This window comes from Prevotella sp. AM42-24 (assembly GCF_003461825.1).
Lineage (GTDB): Bacteria > Bacteroidota > Bacteroidia > Bacteroidales > Bacteroidaceae > Prevotella > Prevotella hominis.
In genome coordinates this window covers 1-20,764 of record NZ_QTXV01000018.1, presented here as the reverse complement: position 1 = coordinate 20,764, position 20,764 = coordinate 1, and the positions used below count along the sequence as shown (strand labels likewise).

The window sequence follows — 20,764 nt, the reverse complement described above, 5'->3', positions numbered from 1 at the left end:
ACGCATAAATATGCCAAAAGAAAAATAATACTGTTAAAAACGTAAAAAAAATGCGGTAAATACTTGATAATCTGAAAAATAATGATTAACTTTGCAATGTCTTAAAGACAACATGTTTGTTTTCTTAAGACAAAATATAAGTACAAAGATAAACATTTATTAAATCACAAACCTAAAGAAAATGAAAACAGAAAATGCTAAGATCTATGGTGAGTATGTAGAAATCGCATCACCTATTCAAGAAACTGTGTTAATGACCCAAAACGTAATGGGCGGAGAAATTTGGTATAACTAACTTATGATTAGCTAAACAAAGAAATTTACGTTGTCTCAATGCTTTTGTGGCAACAGCTACAAAAAGATAGGAGAAATTATCACTTATAAGATGATAATTTCTCCTATTTTTATATGAATACAACATCTTTCATTTAAATCACCAATTAAGCCAACATACACTTCATATATTTCCTAACCTCTTTACGAGCAGCACAAAGACGATTTTCTACATTCTTATATTTAACATCCAACTTGATTGCTATCTCACTAATCTGCATTCCATCGCATACATTCATTCTGTAAATCTTACGTTGATTTTCACTCAGGCGAGCAATCCCACGTTCAAGGAATTCGTTAATTTGCTGGACCGAATAGATTGATTCACCCATATTAGTGCAAATTCGAGAAGCATGAGAGTTCACGAAAAAATGTTCATAATCATATACACATTGACGATGGCGCCAATAATCACAAATCAAATTTCTGGCAACCGTATATACCAAACAAGGCAAAGTGACAGAAGATATCATTTTGTCCATTTGCAAGAGGCGCAGAAAGATATTCTGAACGACATCTTCAGAATCATCTGCATATTGTAATCGGGAAGAAACGAAAGCTTTCACTTCTTCGTAGTGCTGAGAATAATAGTCAGCGATCAAATCGGATTTAGATTGAAATTGTTGCATCATGATTGTGTTGTTTCAAAAGTTTATCATTAAATTGATTGCAAAGGTAATAAAAAAAACAAAGCAACCAAATTTTATAAGAAATAATTTGAGCCAAAAAGTCATAAATGAAACATTTCAGATACATTAAGAAACATTTAATCACTCTTTGGCACGCCTTTTGTAAGTGGCAAACACAAAAACATAAGATAAGAATAGTAAATTTAAAATTAAAACATATAATTATGGCACAAAAAGGTAATATTGGAGTAACGACAGAAAATATTTTTCCTGTCATCAAGAAGTTTCTTTATTCAGACCATGACATCTTTCTCCGTGAGATGGTGTCAAATGCAGTAGATGCCACACAAAAGTTGAAAACACTTGCTGCTCAAGGTGATTTCAAGGGAGAAATTGGAGACACTACAGTAAGAGTTTCTCTTGACGAGAATGCCGGTACATTGACCTTCAGCGATCATGGTATCGGAATGACTGAAGAGGAAATAGATAAATACATCAATCAAATAGCTTTTTCAGGTGTTACTGATTTCCTTGATAAATATAAGGAGAATGCCAATGCTATCATTGGTCACTTCGGACTCGGTTTCTATTCTTCTTTCATGGTTTCCAACAAGGTGGAAATCATTACCAAGAGCTACAAAGAAGGCTCTAAAGCCGTAAAATGGAGCTGCGATGGTTCTCCTGCATTCGAAATTGAAGATGCAGAAAAGAGCGAGAGAGGTACGGATATTATCCTCCACATAGCAGATGACTGCAAGGAATTCCTTCAGAAAAACAAAATTCAGGAATTGCTGAACAAGTACTGCAAGTTCATGGCCGTACCTGTGGCATTCGGAAAGAAAACTGAATGGAAGGATGGGAAAAATGTCGAAACAGAGGAAGATAACATTATTAATAATGTAGAACCTTTATGGACTAAGACTCCAAGTACATTGAAAGACGAGGACTACAAGAATTTCTATCGTACCCTCTACCCTATGTCTGACGAGCCTCTGTTCTGGATTCACCTGAATGTAGATTTCCCATTCAACCTGACTGGTATTCTCTACTTCCCACGTATCAAGAACAGTATCGACATGCAACGCAATAAGATACAGTTGTATTGCAACCAGGTATTTGTGACAGACCAAGTCGATGGTATCGTACCAGAGTTCCTTACCTTGCTTCATGGTGTCATCGATTCACCGGATATTCCATTGAACGTAAGCCGCAGTTACTTACAGAGCGACAGCAACGTCAAGAAGATTTCTACCTACATTACAAAGAAAGTAGCAGATCGTCTGAATTCTATATTCAAGGAAAACCGCAAGGAATACGAAGAGAAATGGGATGACCTCAAGATATTCATCAACTATGGTATGTTGTCTAAGGAAGATTTCTATGATAGAGCTAAAGACTTCGCCTTGTTTAAGGACGTAGATGGCAAGTACTTTACATTTGACGAATATAAGACCGTTATCAAGGACAATCAGACTGACAAGGAAGGCAACCTGATTTATCTCTATGCCAACAACAAAGAGGAGCAGTACTCATATATCGAGGCTGCAAAGGACAAGGGATATTCTGTGCTCTTGATGAATGGTCAGCTGGATACTCCAATGGTGAACATGCTTGAACAAAAGTTTGAGAAATCTCGTTTTGTTCGCGTTGATTCTGATACAATTGAGCGCCTTATCGTGAAAGAAGATGCCAAAAAGACAGACCTCAATCATGAGCAGACCGACAATCTGACACAAGTATTCCGTTCACAACTTCCTAAGATAGAAAAAACGGAATTCACCGTTGAAGTGCAAGCTTTGGGTGAGAACAGCAAACCGGTAGTCATCACACAAAACGAGTGGATGCGAAGAATGAAGACCATGAGTCAGTTCCAGCAAGGTATGAACTTCTATGGTCAGATGCCTGACAGCTACACCATCATCTTGAACTCAGACCATACTCTGATAAAGAATGTTTTGGCAGATTATGAAAGCAATACTGCAGAAGCACTCAAGCCTATTTTGGCAGAGATCAAGGGTCAGGAGGCTCGATTGGCAGTTCTTCATCAGGAACAGACCAAGAAGAAGCCAGAGGAGATTACCCAGCAGGAAAAGGATGATGTTCATCAAACCGAAAAGACTATCAGCGATGAAAAAGGTAAGCGCGATGAAATCATAGGCAATTACGCCAAGGACAACAATATCGTTCACCAACTGATTGACCTTGCTTTGCTGCAAAACGGTATGCTAAAGGGCGCAGGTCTCGAAGCATTCTTGAAGCGCAGCGTTGATATGATCAAATAATTGATTTATTCTACCGAATATAATAATTCCCCTCCCGGAAAGACAATCAAATGCTTTCCAGGAGGGGGATTTTTATGTTTACAGATCAGAATCATAGATTACAAATTCAAGTAATAAAGGGAAACAGCAAAAAGAAATAAGTCAGATAGAACCAGTAAACAAGTCAGTTAGCACCTGTAAACAAGTCACTTAGCATCAGGAAACAAGTCTTTTAGCACCAGGAAACAAGTCACTTAGCACCAGGAAACAAGTCACTTAGCACCAGGAAACAAGTCACTTAGCATCAGGAAACAAGTCAAATAGCAACAGTAAACAAGTCAAATAACAACAGTATCTCCGAAAAATACCACCCCTTCATCTTTTACCATATGATCCAAAACACCAATTGAACTTGTCCATTGAATGAACAACAAAGAAACTGAGGTTAATATTGTTAAAAAATACGTCATAAATTTTGCTATAACATCAAAAAACACTATCTTTGCAATGTTTTAAGGTTAGTATGAATATATATCATGCTAAATTACCAGAGAATGGAAGATTGGCAGAGTGACCGAATGCGCTGGACTCGAAATCCGGTATACCCCTTACGGGGTATCGGGGGTTTGAATCCCTCATCTTCCGCACATATCATTTATAACCATTCTGTTTTCGCCATTAATTGAGCGGAAAAAGATTCTAAAAGCAAAATAATCATGAAGAAAGTATTTCTCACCATATTCATGTTTCTCCCTTTGATGATGTCAGCACAGACTGTTTTGACACCAGAACAAAAGTTGGAACAAGCTCAAAAACAATTGGAAGAAGCCAAGAAAGCAGTTGAAGAAGCAAAGGCTGCCGCTGAAAAAGCGAAAGGTACAGATAAAGAACTGGAACCATCCATTGCAAATGAGCCAGCATCTACTACAATTAATGGTAAAACAATCGTAGTCAAAAATCAGCAAAAGAATGCCGAAAGCAACACCACACCTGCAGAGACAAAACAAGGTTGGATTGTCCCTAAAGTAGAAAAGCAAACCGAAGTTGCCAAGAAAACGGTTACTAAAAATGGTGTTACACTGAAAGACGACCCAAAGTATTTGGAGGGTGCAATACCAACTGATGAAAATGGTAAAATCGAATTTACCATGCAAACAGATGCTAACGGGAAATCTGCAAAACAGATTTATGATCTTGTGTACAATTACTTCAGCAATTTGACACAAGACAAGAATAATATAGCAAGCAGAGTTGCACTTGTCAATCCAAAAGAGAACATCATAGCAAATACCATGGATGAATGGCTTGTTTTCAGTCAGTCATTCCTTTCCCTCGACCGAACTGAATTCAGATATCAGTTGGTTGCACAAATTGCAGATAACTCTTTGACCGTTAGATTGTCTAAAATCATCTATAATTATGAAGAAGGACGCTCTACTGGTTTTAAGGAGCCAGCAGAAAAAGTAATTTCTGATCGCTATGCACTCAATAAGAAAAAGAATGGCTTAGCACGCATCTTTGGCAAATTCCGCAAGAGAACTATTGACCGTAAGGATCAGATATTCAGCGACATAAAAGCATTAGTTAAAAATTAACTTTCAAGTTGTTTAAAACAATTCTTTCAAAATGCAAGAAGATAACAAGATACAGGATACAGTAAATACTGAATCCAACGAGAATAACGAAACAAAGACATCTTATGCCGTCAGACCCCAACATCGTCAGCGACGCCTCATAGACTATGATGGAAGAGATAAGATGCTGAAAGTTCGAAACAAGCTCAACATTGCATTCATGCTTTTGGCTGTCATCGGACTCATTCTTTGGACTCAAACAGAATATCAAACTGCAAGTACCATTGTACTGATTGTAGGAGTTGTTCTTAAAATTATTGAAGTCTGTCTCAGACTATTTAAGAAATAACATAAGGTTTTAAGAAATGATATTAGGTTTTTCTGTTCAAGAATCAGGAGAAAACCATATATTAGGAATAAGAAAGTAGTAAATGAATACCTACATAATGAATAAAATATTCACTACAATGATATTTTGTGCTGCAACTACCTCAGTTGCAGCACAAACTGATTTTAACTCAATCAACGAAGATGGAGATTTCCGCCCAGCTTCCGAAAGAAGAATAAGTACAGATTCACTCGGCTCCAACCAGGAAATTCCAAAAGGAATTAAAGTTTGGACGGTAGATGAAAGATTCGGCGACCAGCAAGACGCTGTAGTAGATACACTTCAGCATATGTATATGAATACCACTTTCACAGAAGGACTTCGCGGAGAATACAACACCTTAGGAAACATGGGTTCTCCGAGAATAGGACGTATTTTTATTGATCGCAGAAACACTCAGGGACAGTTCCTTTTCACAGAACCTTATTCATATTTCAATACGCCTGTCAGCGATTTTCATTTCACCAACACATACTCACCAATCACCAACATCACACTCAACTCATGTGGTAATCGCACCAATGGTGAGGACGATTTCCATGCCATCTTTGCAATCAATGCCAATAAGCGATTGGGAGCAGGATTCAAATTCGACTACAAATACGGACGTGGTTACTATAACGCACAAAGTACCAGTCACTTCAAATATACCATGTGGGCTTCCTACATTGGTGACCAATATCAGGCACATTTGCTTCTCAGTACCCTCCACCAGAAGGTGACAGAGAATGGAGGTATTACAGACGATGACTATATCAAGCACCCGGAAATTTTCGAAGAAACATTTTCTGAAAACGAAATTCCAACGGTTTTAGAGAAGAACTGGAACAGAAACGATAATCAGCATATCTTCTTATCTCATCGCTATAGCTTAGGTTTCAAACGCAAAGTAAAAATGACAGAAGAGGAAATCAAGGCTAAAAAATTCGCTATGGAATCTGCAAAAGATAATGCAGAAAGCGACGCAAAAGAAGAGGCAAGAAAAAAGGCGAAAGAAGCCGGAAAGAAATTTGACGAAAAGGAATTTGATAAAGCACAACAAACTAAATATACCGGAAGACCAGAAGGTGCTAAAATTGCAGGCAACGAACCTGCAGTGGAAGCTAATACTGGCACTTTGAAAACAGATACAACCAGAATAGCAGTCAACGGTAAAGCTGCAGCTGATAGCTTATTGGCCATCCAAAAGAAGGCCAAGGAAGACTCATTGTTCTATAAAACTGAGTACGTACCAGTCACAAGTTTTATCCATACGCTCAAGTTTGACAATTACAAGCGTATATACACTGCTTATCAGACCCCTGCGAACTTTTACTTAAACGAATACTACAACGTGGGTAAGTTGACAGGAGACTCTATATACGACAAGACCCGCCATTGGGAAATGAAGAATACCTTTGCATTAGCTACTTTAGAGGGCTTCAGCAAATGGGCCAAAGCAGGTATCAAAGCTTTTGCAAGTTACGACATGCGCCACTTCGACTTGCCTACAATGGATGGCGGTATAGAGAAATATAATGAGCACACCTTCAGTGTTGGTGGTCAACTCAGTAAAAAACAAGGAAAGCTATTACATTATAATGCCATTGCGGAAATCGGTATCGCAGGCGAAGATGCGGGTACTTTGGCAGTAGATGGAAATCTGGATGTAAATATCCCTTTCCTTGGAGATACACTTTCGATTATTGGAGATGCTTTCTTCCATCGCGAGAATCCATCTTTTTACTATAGAAAGTATCATTCTCGACACCTCTGGTGGGAAAACGATCTCGACAAGATCATTCATACCCGCATCATGGGAACATTAAGATTCAACAAGACTCGCACTTCGTTACGTGTTGCCGTTGACGAAATCAAGAATTATACATATTTGAGTCAGAGTTACACCATTACCGATGAAGGTTTGAGAACTGGCGTTACAGTAACGCCTATGCAGAGTTCAAGTCCTATCAATTTGCTTACTGCACAATTAAAACAGGACTTTAAGTTGGGCATACTGAATTGGGAAAATGTAGTCACATACCAGCATTCAAGCAAGGAAGAAGTTGTACCGGTACCAGATTTGGATATCTACACCAATTTATATATCAAATTCTCTATCGCAAAAGTTTTGCATATAGACTTAGGTGCAGATGCCCGATATTTCACGAGCTACACAGCACCCGACTATTCTCCATATATGGGACAATATGTTGTCCAGGGAAATGGTGACAAGAACGTAAAGGTAGGCAATTATCCGATAGTCAATGTCTATGCCAATGCATTCATCAAGCATACCCGTTTCTTTGTCATGATGAGTCACATCAATGCCGGACAGGGAGACAGAAATTATTTCTTGACACCTCACTACCCTATCAATGGAAGGGTATTCAGATTTGGAGTAAGTTGGAATTTCTTTAACTAATAAAATGGTAAAAACGAATTCTGTAAAAGCGTGGCTTTTAGCAACACGCCCCAAGACGCTTTCAGCGGCTGCAGTTCCTGTCATGATAGGAACTGCATTCGCCTGGCGAAATACAAGCGAACAATTCAATTGGATTCCTGCAATCTTATGTTTGCTATTTGCATGGATTATGCAGATTGATTCAAACCTTGTCAACGACTATTTTGATTTTAAAAAAGGTAATGATGACGAGACGAGATTAGGTCCTAAAAGAGCATGTTCGGAAGGATGGATAACATCCGACGCTATGGTGTGGGGAATCCTCATTACAACCCTTTTGGGATGTATGACAGGAATACCGCTTATATTATACGGAGGACTGGAAATGGTGATGGTGGGAATAGCATGTGTCGTATTTTGTTTTCTCTACACAACATTATTCAGCTACCACGGATTGGGTGATATTTTAGTACTTCTGTTTTTCGGTATCATTCCTGTATGCTGTACGTACTACGTCTGCATGCCTCTCCACCAACAAATTCCAACAGGTGAAGTGATCGCATCATCCATAGCCTGCGGCTTAGCAATAGACGCACTATTGATAGTCAACAATTACAGAGATATTGACAATGACAGGAGCAACGGCAAGATAACCCTTGCAGTACGTTTGGGAGAAAGCAAGACAAGAAGGCTATACGAATCAATAGGATACATCGCTGCAGGTATCATGATCATCCTCGTATTCTTCGATTTATATCAAACCGACAAGTTAATTCCGACGTATGCTATATACCTTATATATATCATATTACACCGGCAATCCTATCAAGAGATGAAAAGAATCAACAAGGGAGCAAAATTAAATCAGGTACTCGGCTTGACAGCCCGTAACATTTTAGTTTTTGGCATTCTATCAGTTGCAGCCATACTTTCTGTAATATTTATATAACAAAGCTTATGAAACAACAGGTAAATCTTGAAATAATGGAATTCATCGAGCTACAGATTCTTCCACGTTACAATGCTTTCGGAACGAGTCATGGCTTACGCCACGTGAATAGAGTGATCAAAAACTCCATCAAGTTGGCAGAAGTGACAGGTGCAGACATAAACATGGTATATGTGATAGCAGCATATCATGATTTAGGAATGGAAGGACCAAGAGCCATACACCATATAACAAGTGGTAAGATACTCCAGAGTGATCAAAGATTGAAGCGTTGGTTCAAGCCAGAGCAAATCAAAATCATGAAAGAAGCTGTAGAAGATCATCGAGCATCTTCCAGCAGACAACCCCGAAGTATTTATGGGAAAATCGTAGCAGAGGCTGACAGAGATATCGAAGCTCATGAAATTTTCCTGCGAGCTATTCAATATGGAAGAGAAAATTACGCAGAGAAAGATAAAGAAGAACAATGGCTCAGATTCTCTCAGCACATGGAAGAAAAATACTCCAACAATGGGTATATCAAACTCTGGATACCCAACTCACCCAATGAAAAAGCATTAAAGGAACTGAGGGGTATTATAGAAAACAAAGAAGAATTAAGAAGAACATTTGAAAGCATCTGGAAAGAAATTGAAGAATGCAAATAAAAAAATGAGAAAATATTTGGTTATTTCATAAGAAAGCATTACCTTTGCAAATGTAAGACATGACAAATGAATAAAAATATTTGGGGTCGTATCGGTTCGATCGGGTTACTCTTCATATTAAATCGTGAAACCGAGAAGACTTCTCTTGTTGATGGCGGGCCATATAAATCGCATTTGCGACTAAGCTGTAAAGCCAGTGGATTACAAAGACGGAGAGCTCTCAAACTTGTGAAAGTTCAGAGTTTCATCACATCATCGAGCGACCCCTCTCTTTTTATAAGTACATAAAAGTACAAACATCAATATCATGCCAGGCAATAACGCTAACAGAAACGACATGGAATTAACAGAACAAACACTTCAGCAAGTTGAGCGATTCATCAAGAAGATAGCTCAAAAGTTTCCACCTCAAGAACTCAATGAAACTTCTGTTCTTACAGATATTCATGTAAGATGTTCTCAGGATAGTGGAGAATTGTTGGCATTCAATGACGACGAACAGGAGATTACTCGCTGCGTTGTTGAACAATGGATAGACAACAAAGACGAAAATTTCTATGAGGAAGTTGCCAAGTGTTTGAGAAACATCTTGAGAAAGAACACAGCTATCGTTGATAACTTGGGAATTCTCAAGCCATACAGTTTTGTCCTCGAAGATGATGACAAAGAGCATCTTGGAGAACTCTATCTGGCAGATGATGATACAATTATTGTGGGTGGTGATCTGATGGAAGATTTAGATCATGACTTAGATACCTTCCTCGATGACCTACTCAAAGAAGTATAATCAGGGGTTAGTAAAAAAGTAGATAAATTTTTTATAAATTAAATAAGTACATACTTATAAGAACTAAAATTGATTTAGCGAAATCAAAAAAAGGATGAGTAACTGTGAAGTCACTCATCCTTTATCTTTTTCTAAAGATTCTATATTCTTATATAGATTTCAAAATGCTCTGCAGTTATAAGTAGATTATTTGGTAATTCTAAACCAATCTACATCTATCCAACCACGATTGGTCTTACCAGCCGGTTCTTGAGCAACCATTCCGACTTTAGCTCCAATCCATTTACCTTCACGCATTGTAAATTCTTCACCTACCTTCTTAAAGGACTTTCCGTCTTTGCTAAAGTAGAAATTAACCTTTCCTTGCTTAACAACCATTCGGAGATAAGAAGAATGATGCAAGGCAGGCTGATAATCAATTTTATCAGCGGAAGTCGGTGCAAAAGTGGCAAGCACCTTCACATCTTCAGTTCCCTTCTTGTCCGCCTTATGACAGGTAATCTGCTGCAACTGGAATTCATCCCCTACTCTTTTTACAACCAAAGCAGAATAGTCCAATCCCATCATGATGATACCACCCATCTGATTCTGATCTTTAGCTGTCAGTTGTAATTTTGCAGTGGCCGTAAAATTATCAGCAGGAGTTTTTTGGAGCAAGAGGTTGGGAGTATGCCAAATGGTTTCATCACTCTTATGGGTATAAATACGATACACTCCCCAGGTAGTAGGCATACCAAACTGCTGTTGGTAATTAGCGTGCCACTGCCATTGCAAACCAAGTTTTGGAGTATTAAACTCATCACTCTCAACAGGATTCACATTCACATGAGTACTTGCTTTAGGCATCTTATAAGTCTCATAAGGTTCACCACAATAACCTTTTGCCGGAACCTTGCCAATCACTGGCCAATTATCCTTCCAGGTAACAGGTTGGAGATGGACGACACGTCCATAAGCTTCCTTATCCTGGAAATGAATAAACCAATCCTCTCCATATTTGGTATGAATCCATGCACCCTGATGAGGGCCGTTAATCTGACTCTTTCCCTGTGCCAGAACCTTCTTAGATTCATAAGGACCGAAAGGTGATTTAGAGCGCATAGCCACCTGGAAACCTGTAGGTACGCCACCAGCAGGGAACATAACCCAATACCAGCCGTTTCTCTTATAGAATTTAGGTCCCTCGCAAGTACGGTTCTCCGTTCCATTTCCATCAAAAACGATGACAGGATCACTGATAGCCTTGGTACCATCAGCATTCAATTCTCTAACAGTAATAACAGAGGCAAAACGATTGCGGGAATTAGCCCAACCATTAACGAGATAAACTCTACCATCTTCGTCCCAAAGAGGAGACGTATCAATCATTCCCTTACCAGGAATCACGCATACAGGATCGTCCCATTTTCCGGCAGGATTCTTCGTCTTGACCATAAACACGCCATAGTCAGGATCGCCCCAATAAATATAGAACTCACCATTATGATAACTGATACATGGAGCCCATACCCCGTTACCATGAGAAGGCTGATCAAACTCACTCTCTGGTTGAAGTTTCGTAACAGCATGACCGATGATTTCCCAATTCACCAAGTCTTTACTATGCAAGATTGGTAAGCCTGGGATACAGTTGAAACTGCTGGCTGTCATATAATAATCATCACCAACGCAAACCACATCCGGATCAGAATAATCCGCATTGATGACAGGATTTTTATACATGCCATTACCTAAGTCTGGATTCCAGACCTGAGAAACATAAGGGGAAGCCGATTGAGCCTTTTGAGCAAAAACTGTCGAACTACCACCTACCAAAGCTGAAGCTATCAGCAGATAGATTAATTTTGTTTTCATGTCTTAAGTTGTTTGTATATAAATAATAGTACTTTTAATGATAAGGAGCTGATTCAGAAGGCAATCCAGGTAAAACTCGCAAGCGATGTTTGTTACCATCAAAACCAACGTGCATAATATGTCCGGCCGTTTTTTCGGACACTCCTAATGACAAAGCAACATGTCCCATCGTACGACGAAGATTCAATTCCACACAAGGATTAATCTGCAATCTTCGTTCATCATCCGCATAAATCATCATATCCACACCAAAAGGTCCGCTATAGATAGATTTCAGAACCGGTTGAAGGGTTTCTATGATATGCTGACGTATTTGAGCCAATTCATCTAAGGAAACATAAGAAGCAAGAATTTCCTCTTTCTCTTCTTCTGAAGCAAGGATATTACCCGCATAAGCCCCCTTGATGGTCTGAAACAGAGATAATCCACAGTATTTCACCACGCCATCAACCATTTCAAATTCCATACCAAAATCTTTCACCTTATTATAATAAGGCTCCACAGTAACACCCCCTTGATGGCGAATCACGTTAGCAGCCCATTTCTCCATATCATCCAGATTGTCGAGTCTGGTAATACCGGAATTTTGTGCTACACCAGAGAAAGAACTGTTCACATATCTGAGACCACGTCCACTGGAACTCCAAGGAGATTTAATAATTGCTTGTCCTTTACTTGAAACCACATCTTTCAGTTTTGTCACATCAGCAACAAAATCCACATGATCCTGGAGATGACGAGCAGCCCATTCTCTACTACTTACGCATCTGATTTTATCCAGATTTTCAGAAGTAGGCAACATGATATCCGGGCACCCCAAATGTCTCAATTGAGAAACGATAGCCTTATCCCATCCCCAAGGATGAATACTATCTATCTCCATCGTATCCCTGAAGACACCTTCCAACTGTCTTGGCGTGATAAATTCCACCTTATTATATATATAGCCAAGATGCCTTACCTTATCATAAGCATCATCAATGGAATCCACCATAACGAAATCTCCTTCATCCGCCCAAAGAGCAGGAATGAAAGCTAAATCATTACGAAGTTGTCTCCCAGCATGAGGAGCCGTATAATTCGGTTGATTGACAGCAAGCGCCAAATCATGTTCTGGATTAAATATATGTAGTTTCATACTGCAAAGTTAATAAAAAGCACTCTAAATTGAGAAAAAAAAGCCCCAAAAATGGGTTTTTAACTTAGAATAGTGCTAAATAATGAAAAAAAAGTTAGTTTTTGCTATCTTGAGTTTGCAAATTAGAAAATATTGATTACCTTTGCATCATAAAACAAAACGAACAAATAGAATCGCATGGAAGAAGCATTCTTCAGAACACATACATACCTGGTAGAGCATATCAATGCGCCAGTACGTCGATCTCTCATGGACGAGATTGACTGGAATGACCGCATGATAGGTATCAAGGGCACAAGAGGCGTTGGTAAGACAACATTTCTCCTTCAATATGCAAAAGAACATTTTGGAGCGACTGACCGCAAGTGTCTCTTTGTGAATATGAACAACTTCTATTTCCAGGGAAGAGGTATAGCTGATTTTGCTGGAGACTTTGTTCGCCAAGGTGGAAGAACTTTACTTATTGACCAGGTATTTAAACAGCCCAACTGGAGCAAGGAGTTGAGAAAATGCTACGACTTGTATCCAGAGCTGAGAATCATATTTACCGGTTCAAGCGTGATGCGACTCAAGGAGGAGAATCCTGAGCTCAACGGAATTGTTAAAAGCTACAATCTCAGAGGTTTCTCATTCAGAGAGTTTCTCAATCTGCAGACAGGCAATAACTTTCCTGCATTTTCTCTTGATGAAATATTACGTAATCACGAGCACATAGTAAAACAAATCTTACCGAAAGTTAGTCCGATGAAATATTTCAAGGACTACTTGCATCATGGATTCTATCCATTCTTCTTGGAGCAACGCAACTTCACGGAGAACTTGCTCAAGACTATGAATATGATGACGGAGGTTGACATATTGCTCATCAAACAAATAGAACTTAAATATCTAAACAAAATCAAAAGATTGTTCTATCAACTGGCAGTAGAAGGTGCAAAAGCTCCAAACGTCAGTCAACTGGCAGAAAGCATTGAGACAAGTCGAGCTACGGTGATGAACTATATCAAGTATCTGGCAGATGCAAGACTCATCAACATGATTTATCCTGATGGTCAATTCTTCCCAAAGAAACCATCCAAGGTCATGCTTCACAATACCAACCTGATGTATGCCATCTTCCCGCTGCAAATAGACGAGCAGGAAATCATGGAGACATTCTTCGTCAATTCCTTGTGGAAAGATCACAAAGTACACCAAGGCGGAAAAGACCATTTCTATATGGTAGATGGAACGACCAAGTTCCGTATCTGTGATGCTCATGCCACCAACAAAGTGAGATTTAATCCAGACACCATCTATGCCCGCTATAATACGGAAGTTGGTAAGGACAATAAGATTCCACTGTGGTTATTGGGATTCCTGTACTAAGGTAAATACAACAAAGACTATAAAACGCATCGGTTGGCTTGCAAAAGTCATTCGATAAAAAACGAATTAAATACAAAACATTTTTAATATTTTATCTAAAAGTAAAATGGCTAAAGAGAAAAAATTTATCACTTGTGATGGTAACACAGCTGCCGCTCATGTAAGCTATATGTTTACAGAGGTTGCTGCAATCTACCCTATTACTCCATCATCACCAATGGCGGAGCATGTAGATGAATGGGCTGCCAAAGGTCGTAAGAACCTTTTCGGTCAGCGAGTTTCTATCCAGGAAATGGAGTCTGAGGCTGGTGCTGCTGGTGCAGTTCACGGTTCTCTCCAGGCTGGTGCCTTGACTTCAACTTACACTGCTTCTCAGGGTTTGTTGTTGATGATTCCTAACATGTACAAGATTGCTGGTGAGTTGCTCCCTTGCGTGTTCAACGTATCAGCTCGTACATTGGCTTCTCACTCACTTTGTATCTTCGGTGACCACCAGGACGTAATGGCTTGCCGTCAGACAGGCTTCGCTATGTTCTGCTCTGGTTCTGTTCAGGAGGTGATGGACCTCTCTGCAGTTCCTCACTTGGCTACATTGGAGACAAAGGTTCCTTTCATTAACTTCTTCGATGGTTTCCGTACTTCTCATGAGTACCACAAGATCGAGGAGATGGATATGGAAGACATCCGTCCATTGGTTAAGGAAGAGTTCATCGAGGACTTCCGTAACCGTGCTTTGACTCCTGAGCGTCCTGTTACTCGCGGTACCGCTGAGAACCCAGAAACATTCTTCACACACCGTGAGGCTTGCAACCCTTACTACGATGCAATTCCTGAGGTAGTAGAGAAGTACTGCCAGGAGATGACTAAGATCACTGGTCGTGAGTACCACCTCTTCAACTACTATGGTGCTGAGGATGCTGAGAACATCATCATCCTGATGGGTTCTGCTACAGAGCCAGCTCGTGAGGCTATCGACTACTTGAACAAGCAGGGCAAGAAGGTTGGTATGGTTGCAGTTCACCTCTTCCGTCCATTCTCTGTTGACTTCTTGAAGAAGACTATCCCAGCTACTGTTAAGCGTATCGCTGTTCTCGACCGTACTAAGGAGCCAGGTGCAGAGGGTGAGCCATTGTACCTCGACGTGAAGTCAGCTCTCTACGATGACGAGCGCAAGCCATTGATCGTTGGCGGTCGCTACGGTCTCGGTTCTTCTGATACAACTCCAGCTAAGATCGTTGCTGTATTCAAGAACCTCGAGTTGCCACAGCCAAAGAACCACTTCACTGTAGGTATCGTTGATGACGTTACATTCACTTCTCTCCCAGAAGAGGAGGAAATCCCAATGGGTGGCGACGACTTGTTCGAGGCTAAGTTCTACGGTTTGGGTGCTGATGGTACTGTTGGTGCTAACAAGAACTCAGTTCAGATCATCGGTAACAATACTAACAAGTATTGCCAGGCATACTTCTCTTACGACTCTAAGAAGTCTGGTGGTTTCACCTGCTCTCACTTGCGTTTCGGCGACAGCCCTATCCACAGTGCATACCAGGTAAATACTCCTAACTTCGTAGCTTGCCACGTACAGGCTTACCTCCATATGTACGATGTAACACGTGGTTTGCGTAAGAACGGTTTCTTCCTGTTGAACACTATCTTCGATGGTGAGGAGTTGGTTAACTTCATCCCTAACAAGGTAAAGCGTTACTTCGCTCAGAACAACATCACTGTTTACTATATCAACGCAACTAAGATTGCTCAGGAGATTGGTCTCGGCAACCGTACCAACACCATCCTCCAGTCTGCATTCTTCCGTATCACAAAGGTTATTCCTTTGGATCTCGCTGTAGAGCAGATGAAGGCATTCATCGTTAAGTCTTACTCTAAGAAGGGTCAGGACGTTGTTGACAAGAACTTCAGCGCTGTTGACCGCGGTGGTGAGTACAAGCAGTTGACAGTAGATCCAGCTTGGGCTAACCTCGCAGACGATGAGGCTAAGGAGGATAACGCTCCAGCATTCGTTAAGGAGCTCGTTCGTCCTATCAACGGTCAGGCAGGTGACCTCTTGAAGGTTTCTGACTTTGTTAAGCACAACACAGTTGACGGTACATGGCAGAACGGTACTGCAGCATTCGAGAAGCGTGGTGTTGAGGCATTCGTACCAGTATGGAACGTTGAGAACTGTATCCAGTGTAACAAGTGTTCATTCGTTTGTCCTCACGCAGCTATCCGTCCATTCGTATTGACCGATGAGGAGCTCGCAGGCATCGAGGGTCTCGAGACTCAGGATGTTAAGGCACCTAAGGCTTTGGCTGGCATGCACTTCCGCATCGAGACTTCAGTACTCGACTGTCTGGGTTGTGGTAACTGTGCTGACGTCTGCCCAGGTAAGAAGGGTGAGAAGGCGTTGACAATGGTTCCATTCAACGTTGATGCAGAGGATATGGTCAAGGAAGCAGCTAACTGGGAGTACCTCGTACACAACGTTGCTTCTAAGCAGGATCTCGTAGATATCAAGCAGAGCCCTAAGAACTCTCAGTTCGCTCAGCCATTGTTCGAGTTCTCTGGTGCTTGCTCTGGTTGTGGTGAGACTCCATACGTTAAGTTGATTTCTCAGCTCTTCGGTGATCGTCAGATGATTGCTAACGCTACTGGTTGTTCTTCTATCTACTCAGCTTCTATCCCATCTACTCCATATACAAAGAACGCTAAGGGTCAGGGTCCTGCATTCGACAACTCATTGTTCGAGGACTTCTGCGAGTTCGGTCTCGGTATGGTAATGGGTAACAAGAAGATGAAGGAGCGCATCGCTCACTTGCTCGAGGAGGCTAAGGCTAGCGAGAAGGTTTCTGCTGAGTTCGTAGCTGCTGCTGACAAGTGGATGGCTAACATGAACGATTCTGAGGGTTCTAAGGAGGCTGCTGCAGAGTTGAAGCCTCTCATCGCTGCCTGCGCTGAGAAGGGTTGCCCTATCTGCAAGGAGCTCAAGACTTTGGATCACTACCTCGTTAAGCGTTCACAGTGGATCATCGGTGGTGATGGTGCTTCTTATGATATCGGTTACGGTGGTCTCGACCACGTATTGGCTTCTGGTGAGGATGTTAACATCCTGGTACTCGATACTGAGGTTTACTCTAACACTGGTGGTCAGTCTTCTAAGTCAACACCTCTTGGTGCTATCGCACAGTTCGCTGCTCAGGGTAAGCGTATCCGTAAGAAGGATCTCGGTTTGATGCAGACTACATACGGTTACATCTATGTAGCTCAGGTAGCTATGGGTGCTGACAATGCTCAGACATTGAAGGCTATCCGCGAGGCTGAGGCTTATCCAGGTCCATCACTCATCATCGCTTACGCACCATGTATCAACCACGGTTTGAAGCGTAAGGGCGGTATGGGTCGTTCACAGCACGAGGAAGAGTTGGCCGTTGAGTGCGGTTACTGGCACTTGTGGCGTTACAACCCACTGTTGGCTGATGAGGGTAAGAACCCATTCACACTCGACTCTAAGGCTCCAAACTGGGAGAACTTCCGCGACTTCTTGCTCGGTGAGGTTCGTTACCTCTCTGTACAGAAGGCATTCCCTAAGGAGGCTGATGAGCTCTTCTCTCAGGCAGAGAAGATGGCTAAGCTCCGTTACCAGACTTACGTTCGTAAGAGCCAGGAGGACTGGAGCGAGCAGATCTAATCTGATTTTCAGTAAATATCTATATAAAGTGGTACATCCCAAAGAGGGTGTACCACTTTTTTTTTAACTATTACTTATACCTATTTTTGGTTTACTTTAAGCGCATATCTGCAGCTTTGTAGTCTTATTTATACTTATATAGTATCCTTCTACCCCATTTGTGGTATATACCATACTATCATAATGTGACCCAAAATACCCCCGGGGTGGTATGGTATAGGTCGCAAAATCGCAGTACCTTTGCACCCAGAAAATAACAAATAAAAAATAAGATTATGGCACAGATTATTGTAAACGACGAAAAGCAGGAAGTAACACTTCCTCTCACATTGGCAGAACTGATAAAAATCAATAAAGTGTTCCAGCCAGAAATGGTAACCATTCAGGTAAACGAAGATTTCGTAGAAAGAGAAGACTACGAGAAAATACAACTAAAAGAAGGTGACCGTGTAGATTTCCTATATTTCATGGGAGGAGGCACTTGCTAAATTCAATAGAATCTCTGTCGTCAAGCAGGAATCAACTGTATGCAAAATAGCAAGAAAAAAATTCTTAAAGAGAAAAAACTATTAAAAGTAGCATTTTTTAAGAAGCAAGACTGAAATTCTGTACAATAAAATGCTTATTAAATAGTTTAATATATTAGATTACGTTGTCGTTAATGTACGTATTCTGTATCGTTAACGTATTTAATAAGTGATAGTATTCATCCGTAAAAGAAAAACAGTGTAAGATGATAGAATTAAGTGAAGAACAAATTGAGAGATATAGCCGACATATCCTGCTTCAGGATGTAGGCCTTGAAGGACAGGAAAAGCTCCTCAATGCCAAAGTCCTAATTATCGGTGCAGGAGGTTTAGGCTCACCAGTATCTCTTTATCTGGCAGCAGCCGGAGTGGGACATATCGGTATCGTAGATGCAGACGTTGTTGATCTGAGCAACCTGCAACGACAGGTCATTCATCAGACCAAAGATTTGGGAAGACCTAAGGTGGAAAGTGCCAAGGAGAAGATGATTGCCATCAATCCAGACGTAGAGGTAACTACCTATCATGATTTCCTTGATTCCCACAATGCAGAGGAAATCATCCAGCCTTGGGATTTCATCATTGATGGAACTGACAATTTCCCAGCAAAATTCCTCATCAATGATGCCTGTGTTCGATTAGGCAAAGCCTTTTCTCATGGCGGTATTCTCCGCTTCCAGGGTCAGACCTTTACACATCTGCCAGGAACAGCATGTTATCGCTGTTTCTTCAAGGAGCCACCTCCAGCAGGTGTCGTTCCGACCTGTAGTCAGGCAGGAGTTTTAGGAGCCATTGCCGGTATGTTAGGAACCATTCAGGCTGCAGAAGCATTGAAATATTTCCTGGGCGTAGGCGATCTCCTGACAGACAGACTGCTCACATTCGATGCCAAGACGATGAACTTCCGTACCATCAATGTGAAGAAACGTGCTTCTTGTGAAATTTGTGGTGATCATCCTACCATCGACCACCTCATTGACTACGAGCAGGCTGCCTGTGACTTAAAAAAGCACTAATCATATATTAGTGTAAAGTGTAAATAGATAAAGACTCGCTATTGCTTATGAAAATTATCGACGACGTAATCAAAGTTATTTTAGAGCAGGCGAAGAAGGATGCCCCAATAGAAAGTTGCGGATTACTTTTAGGCAAAGATGATCATGTGACAGAAAGCTATTGGATGGAGAATATTGACCACAGTGAAGAGCATTTTTCCTTTTCACCCAAAGACCAGTTTGCCGCATTGAAATATGCACGAAGCAAGGGACTTAAGATTCTTGCCAACTGGCACAGTCATCAGCTATCCACCTCTCATCTCCACGTAACCACCCGACAGGAATCCCTGCCGCAGCCTTCGGAGGTAGAGCGGATATCATGAGCGTATTAGCCCCAGAGGGTCCAGTTTATCAGGCAGGTACTTTGAGTGGAAATCCTGTGGCGATGGCAGCCGATTATGAAACTTTGAAGCAGTTGGGCGAACCGGGCGTTTATGAACTCTTAGAAGAACGCAGCAATCGTTTCCTCTCCCATCTTGAGAAGATAGTAGAAGGCAAGGGCATCCAGGTGAACCACGTGGGCACGATGTTCACGATGTTCTTCAACGACCAGCCTGTCCGCAATTTCCAAGATACCAAGAAGAGTGATCAGGAACGTTTCGCACGTTATTTCCGCAACATGCTGGACCGAGGCATCTACGTGAGTCCATCCCAGTTTGAGGGCAACTTCATCTCCCTCTGCCACACCGATGAGATTCTCGACTACGTATTGAAGTCAATAGAAGAAAGTATCGAATAGAAAAGATTTGTATAACAAGAAAGTAAAGTCACAATACTCAGCACCATCTGCCGGGTATTGTGACTTTTTTTTCAGAAACACTCCAAAGCCCAATAAAGAGCAAAAGCCTTGATTATAAGATACTTTATAAAACTTTTCTCCGTTTTATTTCTTGAGGATTCTAAATCCGAATTTATATTATTTCTTGGCCTGCAAACTGCTTATTTGCTCTTTACTCAAACCTGTAACTTGCATGATTTGACTTACTGGCATACCTAATGCAAGGAGATTCTTTGCGACATCAAGACTTTTAGCAAGTTCACCTTGCTCTATTCCTTGCTTAATCCCCTTCTCATTTCCTTCCAGCCAGGCACTATACATCCCCAGGTTGTAATTATCAACCTGACGCTGGCTCTCTTCATATTTTTCCATTTCCTCCTTGCTCAGGCAGCGGCTGTCAGCCACTTC

17 protein-coding genes and 1 tRNA gene are annotated in these 20,764 nt (G+C 41.0%); 14 read left to right on the top strand and 4 right to left on the bottom strand.

Annotation, left to right across the window (positions count from 1 at the left end):
- Positions 1-440: 440 nt before the first annotated feature.
- On the bottom strand, positions 441-965 hold the full coding sequence (locus DW917_RS07525) for an RNA polymerase sigma factor (protein WP_233524667.1): 525 nt from the start codon (positions 963-965) through the stop codon (positions 441-443).
- A 221-nt stretch (positions 966-1,186) separates the two neighbouring features.
- Between DW917_RS07525 and htpG the strand changes: the two genes are divergently transcribed.
- From htpG to DW917_RS07485, 8 genes are all read left to right on the top strand, one after another.
- Positions 1,187-3,244, top strand: coding sequence for a molecular chaperone HtpG (gene htpG, locus DW917_RS07520; RefSeq protein ID WP_118117427.1), 2,058 nt, complete (start codon positions 1,187-1,189; stop codon positions 3,242-3,244).
- 535 nt (positions 3,245-3,779) lie between these two features.
- Positions 3,780-3,868 (top strand) — tRNA-Ser (locus DW917_RS07515).
- 71 nt (positions 3,869-3,939) lie between these two features.
- Positions 3,940-4,818 (top strand): DUF4468 domain-containing protein, encoded by an 879-nt coding sequence (locus DW917_RS07510; RefSeq protein WP_118117425.1) that lies wholly within the window; start codon positions 3,940-3,942, stop codon positions 4,816-4,818.
- A gap of 31 nt (positions 4,819-4,849) precedes the next feature.
- Positions 4,850-5,146 carry a mechanosensitive ion channel protein MscS gene (locus DW917_RS07505; protein ID WP_233524666.1) on the top strand — a complete coding sequence of 99 codons (297 nt, stop codon included), beginning with the start codon at positions 4,850-4,852 and terminating at the stop codon, positions 5,144-5,146.
- A gap of 97 nt (positions 5,147-5,243) precedes the next feature.
- Positions 5,244-7,589 (top strand): putative porin, encoded by a 2,346-nt coding sequence (locus DW917_RS07500; RefSeq protein ID WP_118117423.1) that lies wholly within the window; start codon positions 5,244-5,246, stop codon positions 7,587-7,589.
- 4 nt (positions 7,590-7,593) lie between these two features.
- Entirely contained in the window at positions 7,594-8,517 is a 924-nt protein-coding gene (gene menA / locus DW917_RS07495; protein WP_118117421.1) for a 1,4-dihydroxy-2-naphthoate octaprenyltransferase, read from the top strand.
- Positions 8,518-8,525: 8 nt separating this feature from the next.
- Positions 8,526-9,164: an HD domain-containing protein gene (locus DW917_RS07490; RefSeq protein ID WP_118117419.1), complete on the top strand. Its 639-nt coding sequence runs from the start codon at positions 8,526-8,528 to the stop codon at positions 9,162-9,164.
- A gap of 337 nt (positions 9,165-9,501) precedes the next feature.
- Positions 9,502-9,951, top strand: coding sequence for a hypothetical protein (locus tag DW917_RS07485; RefSeq protein ID WP_118117476.1), 450 nt, complete (start codon positions 9,502-9,504; stop codon positions 9,949-9,951).
- Between the two features lie 186 nt (positions 9,952-10,137).
- On the opposite strand, the gene DW917_RS07480 is transcribed toward DW917_RS07485, so the two are convergent.
- Both DW917_RS07480 and DW917_RS07475 read right to left on the bottom strand, forming a co-directional pair.
- Positions 10,138-11,805: a glycoside hydrolase 43 family protein gene (locus DW917_RS07480; protein ID WP_118117417.1), complete on the bottom strand. Its 1,668-nt coding sequence runs from the start codon at positions 11,803-11,805 to the stop codon at positions 10,138-10,140.
- Positions 11,806-11,839: 34 nt separating this feature from the next.
- Positions 11,840-12,943 (bottom strand): hypothetical protein, encoded by a 1,104-nt coding sequence (locus DW917_RS07475; RefSeq protein ID WP_118117415.1) that lies wholly within the window; start codon positions 12,941-12,943, stop codon positions 11,840-11,842.
- A gap of 177 nt (positions 12,944-13,120) precedes the next feature.
- Between DW917_RS07475 and DW917_RS07470 the strand changes: the two genes are divergently transcribed.
- The 6 genes from DW917_RS07470 (at position 13,121) to DW917_RS07445 (ending at position 20,317) form a co-directional block, all read left to right on the top strand.
- A complete protein-coding gene (locus DW917_RS07470; protein WP_118117413.1) occupies positions 13,121-14,311 on the top strand; it encodes an ATP-binding protein in 1,191 nt (396 codons plus the stop codon).
- A gap of 106 nt (positions 14,312-14,417) precedes the next feature.
- The gene (gene nifJ / locus DW917_RS07465; protein WP_118117411.1) at positions 14,418-17,996 is read left to right on the top strand and encodes a pyruvate:ferredoxin (flavodoxin) oxidoreductase; all 3,579 of its coding nucleotides are present in this window, start codon (positions 14,418-14,420) and stop codon (positions 17,994-17,996) included.
- A 275-nt stretch (positions 17,997-18,271) separates the two neighbouring features.
- Positions 18,272-18,484, top strand: coding sequence for a sulfur carrier protein ThiS (gene thiS / locus DW917_RS07460; protein ID WP_118117409.1), 213 nt, complete (start codon positions 18,272-18,274; stop codon positions 18,482-18,484).
- A 245-nt stretch (positions 18,485-18,729) separates the two neighbouring features.
- A complete protein-coding gene (locus DW917_RS07455; RefSeq protein WP_022110248.1) occupies positions 18,730-19,539 on the top strand; it encodes a molybdopterin-synthase adenylyltransferase MoeB in 810 nt (269 codons plus the stop codon).
- 47 nt (positions 19,540-19,586) lie between these two features.
- Positions 19,587-19,901, top strand: a complete 315-nt coding sequence (locus tag DW917_RS07450) for a M67 family metallopeptidase (RefSeq protein ID WP_118117407.1) — start codon at positions 19,587-19,589, stop codon at positions 19,899-19,901.
- Positions 19,898-20,317, top strand: coding sequence for an aminotransferase class III-fold pyridoxal phosphate-dependent enzyme (locus DW917_RS07445; RefSeq protein WP_118117405.1), 420 nt, complete (start codon positions 19,898-19,900; stop codon positions 20,315-20,317). Before DW917_RS07450 ends, DW917_RS07445 begins: the two co-directional genes overlap by 4 nt.
- Positions 20,318-20,494: 177 nt before the next feature.
- Here DW917_RS07445 and DW917_RS07440 read toward each other — a convergent pair.
- The coding region (locus tag DW917_RS07440) for a transposase (protein WP_118117403.1) at positions 20,495-20,764 on the bottom strand (270 nt) is incomplete at its 5' end.